The organism is Dolichospermum sp. DET69 (assembly GCA_017355425.1).
Lineage (GTDB): Bacteria > Cyanobacteriota > Cyanobacteriia > Cyanobacteriales > Nostocaceae > Dolichospermum.
Genome location: CP070233.1, coordinates 2,373,468 through 2,389,393 on the forward strand (window position 1 = coordinate 2,373,468; position 15,926 = coordinate 2,389,393).

The 15,926-nt window shown below is 34.6% G+C and carries 8 protein-coding genes; 5 read left to right on the forward strand and 3 right to left on the reverse strand.

The features are described 5' to 3' along the window. Nucleotides 1-498: 498 nt before the first annotated feature. Nucleotides 499-2,727 (forward strand): polysaccharide biosynthesis tyrosine autokinase, encoded by a 2,229-nt coding sequence (locus EZY12_10890; protein ID QSX70022.1) that lies wholly within the window; start codon nt 499-501, stop codon nt 2,725-2,727. 30 nt (nt 2,728-2,757) lie between these two features. Here EZY12_10890 and EZY12_10895 read toward each other — a convergent pair whose 3' ends face one another. Continuing rightward, complete coding sequence (locus tag EZY12_10895) at nt 2,758-3,216, reverse strand: hypothetical protein (GenBank protein ID QSX70629.1); 459 nt, start codon at nt 3,214-3,216, stop codon at nt 2,758-2,760. Nucleotides 3,217-3,834: 618 nt separating this feature from the next. On the opposite strand from EZY12_10895, the gene EZY12_10900 reads away from it, so the two are divergent. The 4 genes from EZY12_10900 to EZY12_10915 all read left to right on the forward strand — a co-directional run bounded on the left by EZY12_10900 (nt 3,835) and on the right by EZY12_10915 (nt 10,761). Beyond that, nucleotides 3,835-4,902: an AAA family ATPase gene (locus EZY12_10900; protein ID QSX70023.1), complete on the forward strand. Its 1,068-nt coding sequence runs from the start codon at nt 3,835-3,837 to the stop codon at nt 4,900-4,902. Further along, entirely contained in the window at nt 4,886-5,635 is a 750-nt protein-coding gene (locus EZY12_10905) for a hypothetical protein (GenBank protein ID QSX70024.1), read from the forward strand. The genes EZY12_10900 and EZY12_10905 overlap by 17 nt, the downstream gene beginning before the upstream one ends. 76 nt (nt 5,636-5,711) lie before the next feature. Continuing rightward, nucleotides 5,712-8,222, forward strand: coding sequence for a U32 family peptidase (locus EZY12_10910; GenBank protein ID QSX70025.1), 2,511 nt, complete (start codon nt 5,712-5,714; stop codon nt 8,220-8,222). A gap of 154 nt (nt 8,223-8,376) precedes the next feature. After that, nucleotides 8,377-10,761 (forward strand): dynamin family protein, encoded by a 2,385-nt coding sequence (locus EZY12_10915; GenBank protein QSX70026.1) that lies wholly within the window; start codon nt 8,377-8,379, stop codon nt 10,759-10,761. A 1,730-nt stretch (nt 10,762-12,491) separates the two neighbouring features. Here EZY12_10915 and EZY12_10920 read toward each other — a convergent pair. Next, entirely contained in the window at nt 12,492-13,067 is a 576-nt protein-coding gene (locus EZY12_10920) for a Uma2 family endonuclease (protein ID QSX70027.1), read from the reverse strand. Nucleotides 13,068-13,092: 25 nt separating this feature from the next. Next, nucleotides 13,093-15,792: a CBS domain-containing protein gene (locus EZY12_10925; protein ID QSX70028.1), complete on the reverse strand. Its 2,700-nt coding sequence runs from the start codon at nt 15,790-15,792 to the stop codon at nt 13,093-13,095. Nucleotides 15,793-15,926: the final 134 nt, after the last annotated feature.

A 15,926-nucleotide genomic window follows, 5' to 3' on the forward strand; every position in this document is an offset into this window, starting at 1 on the left:
TCATCAAAGTCTCCTCTTTTTAGGGGGATTTAGTTTTAGATCCCCCCTAACCCCCTTAAAAAAGGGGGAACGGTCATCAAAGTCTCCCTTTTTAAGGGAGATTTAGAGGGATCTAAAACTTTTAATACCTATAAGAGGACTTTATGGCTAACGCCACGCGAGCTATCAAACATCCTCTAATACTGATTTATTTCTCGCTGCTCAAATAGCCAAAATTTAGTTAGTTAGGGCTTGCATAAAAGAAAGCAAAAGGGTTGATAGATAAAGGTTTGCAGGGTTTTATAACCAAACAAGTGCAAGATTATTGACAATAGATGTTTAAAACCCTTGCATTTTCACTCTTCTATAACCGCGTAAATTTGAGGACTAATTGTCCAACCTTCTCTTCCTTCTTGCTTATTCTTCCTTATTCCTCCTGACTCCTGACTCGGTGACTCCTAGTCCTTACGAAAAGACTTATTCCGCAAACCCTAGTTAATTAACACATTAAAAAAAATTATGTCCAAAATATCTATGGAATCTAGAGCAGATATTGATTTAGATTTGGATCGTTACCTGTTGATGATCAAACGGCAATGGATACCGGCTGCTAGTATTTTTGTAGCTACAGTTGTTCTTGGTGCATTAGCTACAACCCGTCTTAAGCCATCCTATGAAGCAGAAGGTAAATTATTATTTAAACTTCCCACTTTTCAAGTCTTAGGTAATAATCTTTTATCTAGTAGCTCTGAGGGAGGATCAGGAGATTTAAAATCTCTGGTATCCACTCAAAATCCTATTAGTACAGAGATAGAAGTAATTTCTTCCCATCCTGTGTTACAGCAAACAATAAACAAACTGGAACTCAAAAACAACAAAGGTGAAGTTCTACAAGTCGAAGATCTAAAAAAGTTGCTGACCTTGAAAATTATTGGTGGTACAGACGTATTAAAAGTAAGTTATCAAAGCGTTGATGCCAAAGAAGCAGCCGCAGTAGTGAATACGGTAATGAATCTTTATCTAGAAAATGATATTCAGACAAATCGTACTGAAGTAGAAACAACTTATAAATTTATGGCTAGGCAGTTACCTCAAGTGCAAGCAGCCGTTAATCTGACTGAAGTAAGATTACGCAAATTTAAACAGAAAAATAAGATTATAGATTTAGCAGAAGAAACTAAATCAGTCGTTACGATTATTGGCAATTTAGAAACTGAGATTAATACTGTTAAATCACAGTTAGAGGATGTTAATGCTCAAACTAATACACTACGCCAAAAAATAGCGTTAAATTCTCAGCAAGCGATCGCTATCAGTTCCCTAAATAATTCACCCGCAGTCCAAGGAATTCTGACACAACTTCAACAAATAGACCAACAATTAGCAATTGAACGTAGTCGCTATTCCGATGATAACCCAGTAATTATCAGTCTTGAATCCAAGAAAGCTAACTTAAATAATCTCTTGCAAACTCAAATTCAAAAAACTCTTGGTACTGCAACACAAGTTCCCGAAGACCAATTACAAATTGGACAACTTAAACAACAATTAATTCAAAGTTTCCTGCAAGCAGAAATACAACGCACTGGTTTGACTCAAAAAATTGCTTCTTTATATAATTCCCTTTCTGTACATCAACGCAGAGGTAAAATCATACCCCTGTTAGTAGAAAATCAACGTGATTTAGAACGAAAATTTGACGTTGCTCAATCTACTTATGAAACTATTTTAAAAAAGGCTCAAGAATTACAGGTAGCACAAAATAAAAACACAGCCAACGCTAGGATTATTAGTCAGGCTGAAGTTCCCCAAAAACAAACGTCAGGCAAAAAGCTAATTATTTTAGTAGCAGCTATAACATTAGGGGCATTTTTTGCCACGACTACTATTTTACTAATTGAACTTAGTGATAAATCTTTAAAAACACTTCAGGAAGTTAAAGATATATTTGAATATCCTTTTTTAGGGATAGTTCCATTATCAAATAAAAAAGGGAAAAAGCGGCATCAAGGAAAAGAAGGACAACGAGAAGAGATTATCGTCAGAGATGCACCTTACTCTTTATCAAGTGAGATGTACAGAATGATTCAAGCTAATCTTAGAATGTTAAGTTCAGATAAGCTATTCAATACTATTGTTATTACTAGCGCAGTCGCAAAAGAAGGAAAATCTACCGTTGCAGCTAATTTATCAGCAGTTCTAGCTCAACTCGGATATCGAGTATTATTAGTTGATGCAGATATGCGGATTCCTTCACAACATCGTCTCTGGCAAGTGAATAGTTTAGTTGGCTTGAGTGAAGTCCTGGTTTCTCAAGCTGAATTTAATCTTGCCGTATGTAAGCCTATGGATAATCTTGACCTGTTAACTGCTGGTGTTAGACCTCCTAATCCTTTAGCTTTGCTTGGTTCTAAACGGATGGCATCACTAATTAAAGAATTTTCTACTCAATATGATTTTATAATTATTGATGCTCCACCATTACTTGTTGGGGCTGATGCTTTAACTTTGGGCAAAATGACAGATGGTATTTTGCTAGTTGCTAATCCTGGTATCCTTGATTTTAAAAGTGCTATGAGTACCAAAGAAATATTAAATAATTCTAAATGTAATGTCTTAGGTTTATTGGTTAATGGCGTAAGTGATCAAGATGATACTAACTATAATCATTTATATAATTTTGAAGAATCTTTTAAAACCCAGGCTCTTAATAATCCTTTTTTGTCAATATGGGAAAAGATTAAATAGGGCTTACTTTCTTTCAGCAAGCCCTATCTATCACTGATAAGGTTGTAAAAGATGTTCACCATTGAAGTGAATTAAATGAGTTGCATCTTCCGCTACCCATACATCAGTCTCCCAAGAAATGTCTGGTAAATACTCCTTCATTGCTTTACGGTTAAGAAAAGCTGTCACCATTACAAGCGGTATTTGAGAGTTTTTAAATAAAGTTTTCAGTTCAGTCTTACGTTTAGCATCAATTGGACCATGTGATGTTACAGCTTCAATGAGGACTAACCAGTTTTGAAGTTGGAAATGAATAATTATATCTGGCATTTTTCCATGAGTATCAATTTTAATTCCTAATTTCCATAAAGCTGATTTATCAAAATATGCAAATTTTTCATCTGTATCACCAACATAAATAATATGACTATTAAATGTAAATCGCGGACAAAAATCATTAATTATTTTCTCGATTAAAATATTTTTACACCTGGTGAAAGTGAGATTAATTTCAGGTTATTCATAATCATTTTATATGGAGATATTTATATGTAATCGCTAAAATATGTTAAAAATATAATCTACTTGAGATTTAATTAAAAAATAATTAACAAATTTCTTGAGCGCAATTTCATAAAAAAATAGTATAATTAATACAGGCTATTAACAAAGACCTCTATTATTATGTCAGTAACCCAGCCCTAAAGGGACTGAGCTTGCAAGAGAAATCAAACAAGCTGTACTGACCAGACCACCCTGAGCATAGTCTCAGGGTAGCCGTTATTTGAGTCACGACACCCCGGAATGCGTAGCTAGTTCCCTGCTCTGTCGCTTGTGATTAAACAGTTGTAAGGTCACTGGAACAGTGTTGCAAGCCTAACAAGCTCTTATAACGCAGTCGAAGCTAACATCACCCCGAAAGGGAGGCACATCGCGTGCAACACATTATGCGTACAGAGTTGAGAAATTTGAATCGGTAATTGTCCCGTTGAAAGTACATCACAACAGTACCCCGAATTTCCCAACTCCAAGGCGGTAATGAAAAAAGATTCAATGCCTTTATTACCGCCCGTGTCGCTTCCCTCTCAGCCCTAAAGGGACTGAGTTTCCCGCATACCGCGAGGTCTTATGACAATGGTTCAAAAAATTGCCTTATTTAATCACAAAGGTGGTGTTAGCAAAACGACCACTACTTTTAATTTAGGTTGGATGCTTGCTGCAAAGGGGAAGAGAGTTATCCTTGTAGATACAGACCCCCAATGTAATCTTACAGGAATAGCACTGAAAGAAGAAACTGAAGATGATGAAGCAAGAATAGAAAATATTTACAACACACATTCTAATATCAAGACTGGTTTAGCTCCTGCTTTTGAGTCACAACCACGGGCTATAGAAGCTGTAGATTGTATTCAGATAGAAGGTCAAGAAGGTCTATTTTTGTTACCTGGTCATGTGGGCTTTGCTGAATACGAAGTAACATTAGGTATAGCTCAAGAACTTACTGGATCAATTCATGCACTTAAAAACTTACCAGGTGCGATTTCTGATCTTTTAGAAAAAACTGCTAATAAATTTAATGCTGACTACATTTTAATTGATATGAGTCCCAGTTTAGGAGCAATAAATCAAAATTTATTAATGATTAGTGATTTTTTCTTAGTACCCACAACTGCTGATTTCTTTTCAGTAATGGCAATAGATTCTCTGGCTAGAATTTTACCAAAATGGTGTGCTTGGGCAAGAAAAGCAAGCGCAAACCCTATATTAAAAGAAGCAAACTATCCATTTCCTGAATTTAGTTTGAAATTTTTAGGAACTATAGTTCAAAACTATAGAATTATCAGAGGTAAAGAAACAACAGCATTTCAAACATGGATAGAAAAAATAGAAAATACAGTTAGTAAAACACTAAAACCAATGCTAGAAAAAAATAACTTGTTGTTACCTAATCAAGTTTATAATCAACAGGGTATAAATGGTAGTTTTACTATGACAAAAATTTCTAACTTTAACAGTTTAATTGCTTTATCACAAGAACACTGTACACCAATTTATGCCCTAACACCTGAACAGTTAGACCAGCACGGTATAGTTTTAGAAGCCAATCAAAAAAAGCAAGAAGAATTTAGAGAAACTTTTTCAGATTTAGCAGACAAAATTATTGCCCTATCATCTACCTATGCAGTCAGCGTGTGAGCAATTTCGTATTAGTATTCAGCGTGTTCGTGATTTAATTTCTATTCATAATTCAGTTAAAGCTCAAGCTACTGCTGCTTTGGATATTTCAGATATTTTACGATCTGCTCTAGTGCTAAGTGTGAGCGCCTTGGATTATTATGTCCATGAAGTTGTTACATTGGGAATGTTGGAAATACATCGAGGAACACGCTCAGAACCAGCAGCTACGGCTAATACAAATCAATCAGCGTTTTCAAAATTTAAAGTTTCGCTGGGTAGTGCTAATCAAGATAGAAAAGTTACTATAGATATTGGTTCATGGATAGAGAGTGAAATACAGCAGAATTATGGAGATGATTTTTTACAGCAGTCTCATAATATTTCCAGTTTAATTCCTATTATTTCCAACACTATTTTAAATAGATTAAATAATAATTCATGGTTAGAAGCTGAAATTAGAGAAAGTCTGAGTTATAAAAGTTTTCAAGAACCAGAGAAAATTGCTGAAGCCATTAGGTTGATATCAAATAAGAAATTGTGGGATGAAGTCGCTAATAAGATGGGTAGAACAGCTAAAGATGTTAAGCAGCAAATAAGTTTAATTGTAGATCGTAGAAATAAAATTGCTCATGAAGCAGATATAGATCCTTCTTTGGGTTTAGGTAGTCGCTGGAATATAGATGAATCAATGGTTAATGATGCAGTAGATTTTATTGAGCAAGTGGTTGAGAGTATTCATCAAATTTTATAGCTGCGTTATTTCCCCACCAACAGTAAACCAATTTAGATACAATTTATAGACTGAACATAACCATGACTTAACCAAAATGACAAGCATCTCCACTCCTACCCTCAAACTCCCCGAACTCCTAGCACCTGCGGGTAACTGGGAATGCGCTCAAGCCGCAGTAGAAAACGGTGCAGATGCGATTTATTTTGGTTTAGAAAAGTTTAACGCGAGAATGCGGGCTGAGAATTTCACAGCAGCAGATTTACCGGAATTAATGGAATTCTTGCACCTGCGCGGAGTCAAAGGTTATATCACGCTAAATACCCTGATTTTCCCCCAGGAACTCACAGAAGCACAGCAATACCTCAAAACCATCATTTCTGCGGGTGTTGATGCTGTCATCGTTCAAGATGTGGGTATTTGTCGGCTGATTCGGCATCTTTCCCCTGACTTTCCTATTCACGCTTCTACTCAAATGACTATTACCAGTGCTGCGGGGGTAGAATTTGCCAAATCGTTGGGATGTCAATTGGTCGTTTTAGCGCGGGAATGTTCAATTTCTGAAATTAATAAAATTCAGCAACAAATATCTCAAAAAAATACTTCCTTACCTTTGGAAGTTTTTGTTCACGGTGCTTTGTGCGTCGCATATTCTGGACAATGTTTAACCAGCGAAGCATTAGGAGGACGTTCTGCAAATCGGGGAGAATGCGCTCAAGCTTGCAGAATGCCTTATGATTTAATTGCAGATGGAGAAATTGTCAATTTAGGCGATCGCAAATATTTATTAAGTCCTCAAGATTTAGCTGGTTTGGAAGTTTTACCAGAGTTAGTTAAATCTGGAGTTACTTCTTTAAAAATAGAAGGACGTTTGAAAGCACCGGAATATGTTGCTAACGTAACTCAAGTTTATCGTCAAGCATTAAATAGAATTATGGAAACAAATGTAGAGACGTTCCATGGAACGTCTCTACAAACATTTTCTATTCATAAAAAAGACCAATACAATTTAGAAATGGCATTTTCTCGCGGACTATATACTGGTTGGTTTGAGGGAATTAATAATCAAGAGTTAGTTCATGCACGATTTGGCAAAAAACGTGGTGTTTATTTAGGAGAAGTTACCAGGATTAACAATGGAGAAATAAGCGTAAAATTAGAAGCACCTGTTAAACCGGGAGACGGGATTGTTTTTGATTGTGGACATCCTGAAAGCAAAGAAGAAGGAGGAAGAATATATGGTGTTATTCCCAATGGTAAAGAGACAATATTAACTTTTGGCAGAAATGATTTAAATTTCCATAGTATCCATATAGGTGATAAAGTTTGGAAAACTAATGATCCAGAACTCGATAAACAAATTCGTCAAAGTTATACGGGAGAACATCCCCAATTTACTAGACCTATTAATATAGAAGTGCATGGAGAAATTGGCGGAAAATTAATAGCTATATCGCGTGATGAATCTTGGAATATAGTTCAAGTAGAATCAGAACTATTCATAGCTGAAGCACATACAAAACCCCTCTCTACAGAAAGATTAAAAGAACAATTTGGACGGTTAGGAAATACACCTTTCTATTTAGACACTTTTATAAATAATCTCAACGGTAATATTATGTTACCCGTGAGTGAATTAAACCGAATGCGTCGGGAAATAGTCACTCAATTAGAAGAATTAAGAAGCAGACCCAAACTTTGGGAATTAAATCATCAGGGAAAATGGCAAGATTTAATTACTTCTACATTAGCATCTATTCCAACTTCTCCTTCCCTAATTGTTTTAGTTAGAAACATTGCACAATTAGAAGCATTATTGACAGCAGATATCAAAACAATCTACTGCGAATTTGAAGATCCTCGCAACTATAAAGAAGCAGTAAAAATGGTACGAAAATCTGAACAGGAAATCAGTATTTTTGTCGCACCACCACGAATAACAAAACCCGGAGAAACCTGGATTTTAAAACAAGTTAAAGATTCTCAAGCTGATGGTTATTTAATTAGAAATTATGACCAATTAGAATATTTTGCCACAGAAAGATGTATTGGTGATTTTTCTTTAAATGTAGCTAATCCTTTAACAGCAGATTACTTTAAAACCCGCTTTAATTTAGAACGATTAACAGCATCTTACGACTTAAATATTAACCAACTTGAAGCTTTAATTACAAATTATCCACCGCAAAACTTTGAAGTGACAATACATCAACATATACCAATGTTCCACATGGAACACTGCGTATTTTGCGCTTTTCTATCTGAAGGAACAGATTACACTAATTGCGGTAGACCTTGCGACACGCAAGCAGTCACAATCAGAGACAGGGTAGGTAGTGAACACATTCTCAAAGCTGACGCAGGATGTAGAAATACAGTATATAACAGTACGGCACAAACTGGGGCTGAATATGTGCAAAGATTAATTAGTTTAGGTTTACAGCACTTGCGAATTGAATTTGTGAATGAAACACCGGAACAAGTGCAAAAAACAATACATAGTTACCAGAAACTACTTCAAGGAGAAATTATCGGTTCTCAACTTTGGAGAGAATTGAAGCTACAAAATCAATTAGGTGTAACTCGTGGTGCGTTGGGGATGATGTAGCTAAATATAGGGGGTTTCAATTGAAATACAAGAACCCCACCCCCAACCCCCTCCCCGCACGCGAGGAGGGGGCTATGATGTATCCTATGCAAGTGAATATTGCTATGGCAACAAGTAGTATTACAATACTTATGCACCTTGTTTACTACTTTATATGTCAAGTTCAATGCCCCAGTGTCAGCAATTGCAAGTACAAGTTGAGACAATTCTCCAACTTTTACACCAAGAAGCAGCTTTGCGTTCTCAAGATATCACATCTGTGCAAATTTCTTTGGATAAAGCCATTTCTCCCAAGTTTGAAATTGTCTTTGCTGGTGCTTTTAGTGCGGGTAAATCAATGTTGATTAATGCACTTTTAGAGAGAGAATTGTTATATAGTGCTGAAGGACACGCGACTGGGACAGAATGTAAAATTGAATATGCACCGGTAGATTCTGAAAGAGTTGTTTTAACCTTTTTGAGTGAAGTAGAAATTCGAGAACAAGCGGTTTTTTTGTGTCAACAATTGGGATTTAATACTGTAGACAAGATCAATGAACCTGATGTAATTGATTTATTGTATAAATGTTGTCAAGAAATTATTAAAAAAGAAGGAGGAGAAAGTAAATCAGAACGTGCAAAACAAGCAAAAGCGTTGATTTTATTGTTAGATGGATATGTAGGAAATAGAGATCGCATTAATACTATTAATAATGCGACATATTCAATGGAACAATTTAATTTTACAAACCTCAAAGAAGCCGCAGGATATGCGCGAAGAGGTAGTAATAGCGCAGTTTTGAAACGAATTGAATATTATTGTTATCATCCACTTTTAGAAGATGGTAACGTGATTATAGACACACCAGGAATTGATGCACCAATAGAAAAAGATGCACAATTAACTTATGCAAAAATTCAACATTCAGATACGTCAGCAGTAGTGTGTGTTCTCAAACCTGCGTCAGCAGGAGATATGACAAAAGAAGAAACAGAACTATTAGAAACTATGCGGGAAAATGCAGGGATTAGAGATAGGGTTTTTTATATCTTTAATCGCATAGATGAAACTTGGTACAATAACCAACTCAGACAACGTTTAGAAAACTTAATTAATAGTCAATTTCGAGATACTAGCAGAGTTTATAAAACTAGTGGTTTGCTAGGTTTTTACGGAAGTCAATTAAAACAAACAACGAGATTAGATAGATTTGGTTTGGATTCGATTTTCACCGAAAGTGTTAAAAGTTTAGATGGTACAGAAGAAACACCGCAATTTATTAATGAGTTTAACCGTTATTGTGCTAACTCTGGGAAATTATCACCTAGTCAATTCCGCATTTCTGTTAATAGCTTTGAAACTCCTAATGAAAACTATGTGAGAATTTTAAGCGAACAAGGAACAGCATTAATTAACCAACTGATTCAAGATAGTGGAATTGAAGACTTTCGTACTTCAATTACTCGCTATCTCACTGAAGAAAAACGTCCCCAGTTATTTAAAAATCTCGCTGATGATTTAGAAGATATTTGCATCAAAATCAAAAAACACTATCAAAGTGTGCAAATTGACTTAGATAGTCAACCGCGAGAAATTGAGAGTATGAAAGAATATGAGTTGCAAAAATTAAATCAGCAACTTCAACAAGTTGGGAGAGATTTTAGTCAACATATTCATGAGGAAGTCAATAGGTTAATCAATAATAACTGTGAAGAATTTGAAAATGATTTTCGACTATTACAATCAAAAATGATTCGTCGTCTTGATGAATTACTCGATACATTTTCTGTGGCTGATGCTTATAAACGTGCAACTTCAAGTCATCCTCGTAACTCAACAGCACCTTTATTAGCTATTTTAGTAGAGGCTTTTTATTACCTATCAAATCAGTTGGAAGACATTTTAATAGAGTCTTGTAAACAAGTGACTGATAATCTATTCCAACAGATAATGGAAAAGATCAGAAAGTCAGAATATTACCGTCAATTATATCGTTTGTTAGGGAATGATGGTGGAATTGAAGCAGAGATAAAAATGATAGAAAAACAAGTTTCTCAAGCTTTGGTAAGTGCTGCTAGTGTAGAATGCGATCGCTTTGTTAGAGAAAGTCCCAGATTTTACAATGAAGGGACATTTTCTATCTATCAATTTCGACAAGTATTAGAACAAACATCGGAAGCTTATGGTGCAGATAGTATAGTCGAAGCTGAACCTGCAATTAGACAATTATTGAAGTTAGACTTTGAACCCAAAGTTTCCAATACAATTCGTAAATCCTTCCGTCAAACTATCAACCAAACGATCAAAATTCAGTTGTTACCAATGGGGGAAAAACAAGCTGATGAGATTTTACAACAATATCCTCATGCGCGGGCTTATTTAGAGAAGACTTTGCAACAAGAAGCTGAGGAAAAGATTGCTAATAATCAACGTTTGTTGAGTCAGGTTCAGGAGAAAATTCAGGAATATAATTCAGCAGTTGCGGGAATTAATAGTTGTTTACAAGCGATGCAGTTATATGAACATTTACTGCCGATAATTGGGGAGGAAGAGGTATAATATAATCTTTGGGGTGAATACAGAGTTTTTCTGTGTTCACCTAATTTTATGGTTTTTTAAACTGGATTTTATTAAAAGTTAATTTATGTTAAAACTAATATTTTGTCTGAATCAGGATTTCCAGGATAATTAATTGTGAGAGTCTGGATTTTATCAAAAGTTAATTTATGTTAAAACTAATATTTTGTCTGAATCAGGATTTCCAGGATTTAAGGATTTTCAGGATGATTAATTGTGAGAGTCAGGATTTTGTTAAGAGTTAATTTATGTTAAAACTAATATTTTGTCTGAATCAGGATTTCCAGGATTTAAGGATTTTCAGGATGATTAATTGTGAGAGTCAGGATTTTGTTAAGAGTTAATTTATGTTAAAACTAATATTTTGTCTGAATCAGGATTTCCAGGATTTAAGGATTTTCAGGATGATGAGTTTAAATAATATGTCTGAATCAGGATTCCCAGGATTTCAGGATTTTCAGGATGATGAGTTTAAATAATATGTCTGAATCAGGATTTTCAGGATTTTAGGATTTTCAGGATGATAAGTTTAAATAATATGTCTGAATCAGGATTTCCAGGATTTCAGGATTTTTAGGATGATGAGTTTAAACATTTTTGATGACCACCAAATTCTGGTAATCTGAAAATTTTGTCAATAATGATAACAATGTTTGACTCAAGATGTCGAGGATTAAATTATTTTTAGTCAGAAATTTTTTTGATTCAGACAAAATTATGTAAATCTTCAAATCTGCTAAATCTAGATACTAAAAAAATCCTGAAAATCCTTAAATCCTGGACATCTTGATTCAGACAAAATTATGTAAATCTTCCAATCTGCTAAATCCAGATACTAAAAAAATCCTGAAAATCTTCCAATCTGCTAAATCCAGATCCAAAAAAATCCTGAAAATCCTTAAATCCTGGACATCCTGATTCAGACAAAATCCTGAAAATCTTCCAATCTGCTAAATCCAGATCCAAAAAAATCCTGAAAATCCTTAAATCCTGGACATCCTGATTCAGACAAAATCCTGAAAATCTTCCAATCTGCTAAATCCAGATCCAAAAAAATCCTGAAAATCCTTAAATCCTGGACATCCTGATTCAGACAAAATTATGTAAATCTTCCAATCTGCTAAATCCAGATCCAAAAAAATCCTGAAAATCCTTAAATCCTGGACATCCTGATTCAGACAAAATTATGTAAATCTTCCAATCTGCTAAATCCAGATCCAAAAAAATCCTGAAAATCCTTAAATCCTGGACATCCTGATTCAGACAAAATTATGTAAATCTTCCAATCTGCTAAATCCAGATCCAAAAAAATCCTGAAAATCCTTAAATCCTGGACATCCTGATTCAGACAAAATTATGTAAATCTTCCAATCTGCTAAATCCAGATCCAAAAAAATCCTGAAAATCCTTAAATCCTGGATATCCTGATTCAGACAAAATTATGTAAATCTTCCAATCTGCTAAATCCAGATCCAAAAAAATCCTGAAAATCCTTAAATCCTGGACATCCTGATTCAGACAAAATTATGTAAATCTTCCAATCTGCTAAATCTAGATACTAAAAAAATCCTGGACATCCTGATTCAGACAAAATTATGTAAATCTTCCAATCTGCTAAATCTAGATACTAAAAAAATCCTGAAAATCCTGAAATCCTGGACATCCTGATTCAGACAGATTATAATGTTGGGTAACATGAGCATCAACCCAACCTACTGAAAATTCACACCTTCATAAATATCGCTAAAAGGAATTTGAAAATCTATTGATTTTAATGACAATATATCATTCACTGATTCATATTCAGTCAATACCCATTGTCCTTGGGCATTTTTAGCAAATTGTTCAATAAAATATTCATATTGATTAATCATAATATATTCCTTTAATTCAGGAAGAGAACGATAAAATCTAAATTTGTCAGTTTTATCATAATTTATCGTTGATTTAGATAACACTTCTACAATCATTAACGGATTTGTAACTTGAGTAATTCCAGTTCCTTGATATGTTGGTTCTCCTTGAATTACCATAATATCTGGATAAGTATAGATTTGATAACGTGACATCCATAACTTAACATCACCCATGTAAATCTTGTAATTTTGATTCCGCATTTTTAATTTAAAATGTAGATAAAAATTACCTGCTATTTCATTATGATTTGTAGTTCCACCACTCATTGGTATAATTTCTCCGTCTATATATTCATTTTTAACTTCTGATTTTTCCTCTAGTTCTAAATATTCTTCTGGAGTGTAGTATTTGCTGGATGTTTGAATTTGCATATCAACCTCATATTTTCAATTTTAATTACCGAGGATAATACTGAGCTAAAAATTCTTGTGCTTCAGCTTTATCTTTAATTATACCATCTACAGTAGCAGTTAATAAATCATCAAGCATTTGCTTATATTGGGGACTAGGTTTATAACCCAACTGTTTTAAATCATTCCCATTTAATAGCGGTTGCATATTTCGCCAGTTTGTTAAATATTGCCAAATGCGTCTTCTAATTTTCCTGTGACTTTGTAAAGCAATTAAAATTAAAGTTTGCAAATCATATTTTCTGAGTAAATAAACAGTTTGACTAGGTTTTTCAAAAGTAGGTAATAATCTCATTACCTCAGATTTAATTTGAGATAAATTCTGTAATCGGATAATACTATCATCAACTAATTGCAGATTTTTAGCTACTTTTCCCCGATATTCTGGTTGTAAATAAGCAATTAATACTTCTAGACGCATTTGCCAATTTATTAAAGTTTGTTTTTTATCGAATTTCCTTAAACAGTGTTTTAATAAATTTAATTGCCGAGAAAGTTCTGTATCTAATTTTAAGGAAGGATGAATACATTGTAAAGCCCCTAAATCATCAAGTAATTCCAAGGCAGATTGCCAATAAGGTGCTGCTAATATATATTTTAATTCAGTTTTGAGCCGAGTTTGTAAAGCCGGAGTTTTACTATTTTCCTGACTGGTACGGTCATAAACTCCGCTATTTATCGCATAACGAATATAAGTTTCTGTTTGTGGTTCTAGAGAAAATCCAAACCGCACCGCAAAACGCACACCACGATAAATCCGCGTCGGATCTTCAATAAAACTATTAGCGTGTAAAATCTTAACTTGCTGATTTTGTAAGTCTATCAAACCACCAAAGAAATCTAATAATTCACCAACACGAGGAGAAGTTAATCTCAAAGCCATTGCATTAATCGTAAAATCTCTTCTATATAAATCCTGACGAATAGAACTAGCTTCAACCTCTGGATTTGCTGCGGGGTAAGGATAAAATTCAGTTCTTGCTGTGGCAATATCTACCCATAATGAATCTAATACTGGATCTTTATGCCATAATAAAGCCGCAGTTTGAAAAGCACCATGAATTTCTAACCTAGCATTTTGATAAATTTTCTGTAAGGCTTTAGCTAATTCTACACCTGCACCCACATTTGCTGTTTGATGAAAACCATCAACTACTAAATCAATGTCATTAATCATCAAAGCATGAGTTTCTGTTTCTGCTAATAGCAAATCTCGAACTGCACCACCCACCAAATAAAGATGCCAACCTCGTTTTTCAGCTTCTTGAGATGCTATAGTTAGTAATTGCCAAAGTTGAGGAGTGAGACAATTTTCTAATTTACTGTTCAGTCCTAAATTTTGAGTATAACTTTCAGTTGTTAATTCTAAATTTTTAATTGTTAATTGATGGAATTCTCTTAAAACATCGGTGCGAGTAACAATACCAACTAATTGCCCATCATCTAATACTGGTAATCTGCCGATATCATAAGTTACCATTAAAGATTCAATTTCTGGTAAAGAAGTACCAGGGGTAATTGTCTTTAAATTACTTGTCATATAACCTTTAACTGGTGCATGACTAAAACCATGGTGTAAAGCAATATCTAAATCACGACGGGAAATGATTCCGATTAATAAATCCTGACTATTAACTACAGATAAACCTGAATGTCCATAACGTAATAAAATCCGCTGTGCCTCAGCTATAGTAGTATCAGGACGAATTGTTCGCACTGGAGAAGACATCAAATCTCTGGCTGTGGGAGGATGAGGAATTTGTGCTTTTAAACTATCTAATAGTTGTTGTAAAATTGGTTGTGAATCTGTGGTGCGGAGGTTGAAAGATGCCGCTTGAGAATGTCCTCCACCACCATAAGGTTGAAATAAGTAATTAAGATTTGTTTGAGGAATTTGTGTTCTCCCAATTACTGTTAACCGTAAATCATTTTCATCTAAAGAATATTCATTTGCTAACAGGACAGCATCAGATTCTGTTAAATCAATAATTTCTGAAGCTAAACCTGATAAACCTGGGACAAAACCATCGGTTTTTAGTATTATCCAAGCAATGGTATATCCTCGTAAACATAGATATTGTAAATTTTCTAAAGCTGTAGTTAATAATTGTTGTAATTGTGGTGATAAACCAGGATCACGATAAGTAGAAATTACTGATAAATTTGCTCCTTGCTGCATTAGCCAAGCTAAAGCTAAAGCATCTCTGGCTGTAGATTGTTTATATGTTAATGAACCTGTATCAACATGAATACCCAAAGCCATAACGGTTGCTTGGGCAGAATTTAAAGAAATATTATTTTTTTGTAATTCTTCTACCATCAAAGTAGTTGTAGCACCCACTTCATCAATGTATAATTGAGTAGCGGGAATATCCCGATCTTGTCCAAGATGATGATCATAAACTATGATTTGCTGGACATTGGCTAAATCGAACCATTCAGCGGCTTTACCCAGGCGATCGCGCTTTTGAGTGTCTACAACTATCAAAGAGCGAATTTTTTCAGGACTTACCGAACGTCTTTCAATCAGCGGATACTCGTCTCGATGTAGCGCTAAAAAGTCCCGTACAGGAGGATGCGCTCCCCCAGTCAAAACGATTTTACTTCCTGGTTTGAGACAAGTTAACCCCACTGCTGCCCCCAAAGCGTCAAAGTCAGCAGTTGTGTGACAAAGAATTAAATCCATATATTATGTAGGAGTCACCGAGTCAGGAGGAAGAAGGAGAAGAAAAGAAGGAAAAGAAAGAAGGTAACAGAGAATATAATTTCTATCTTAATCATTTTCTCAATTCTCAAAAGAAAAAAACAGATTGCAAGATT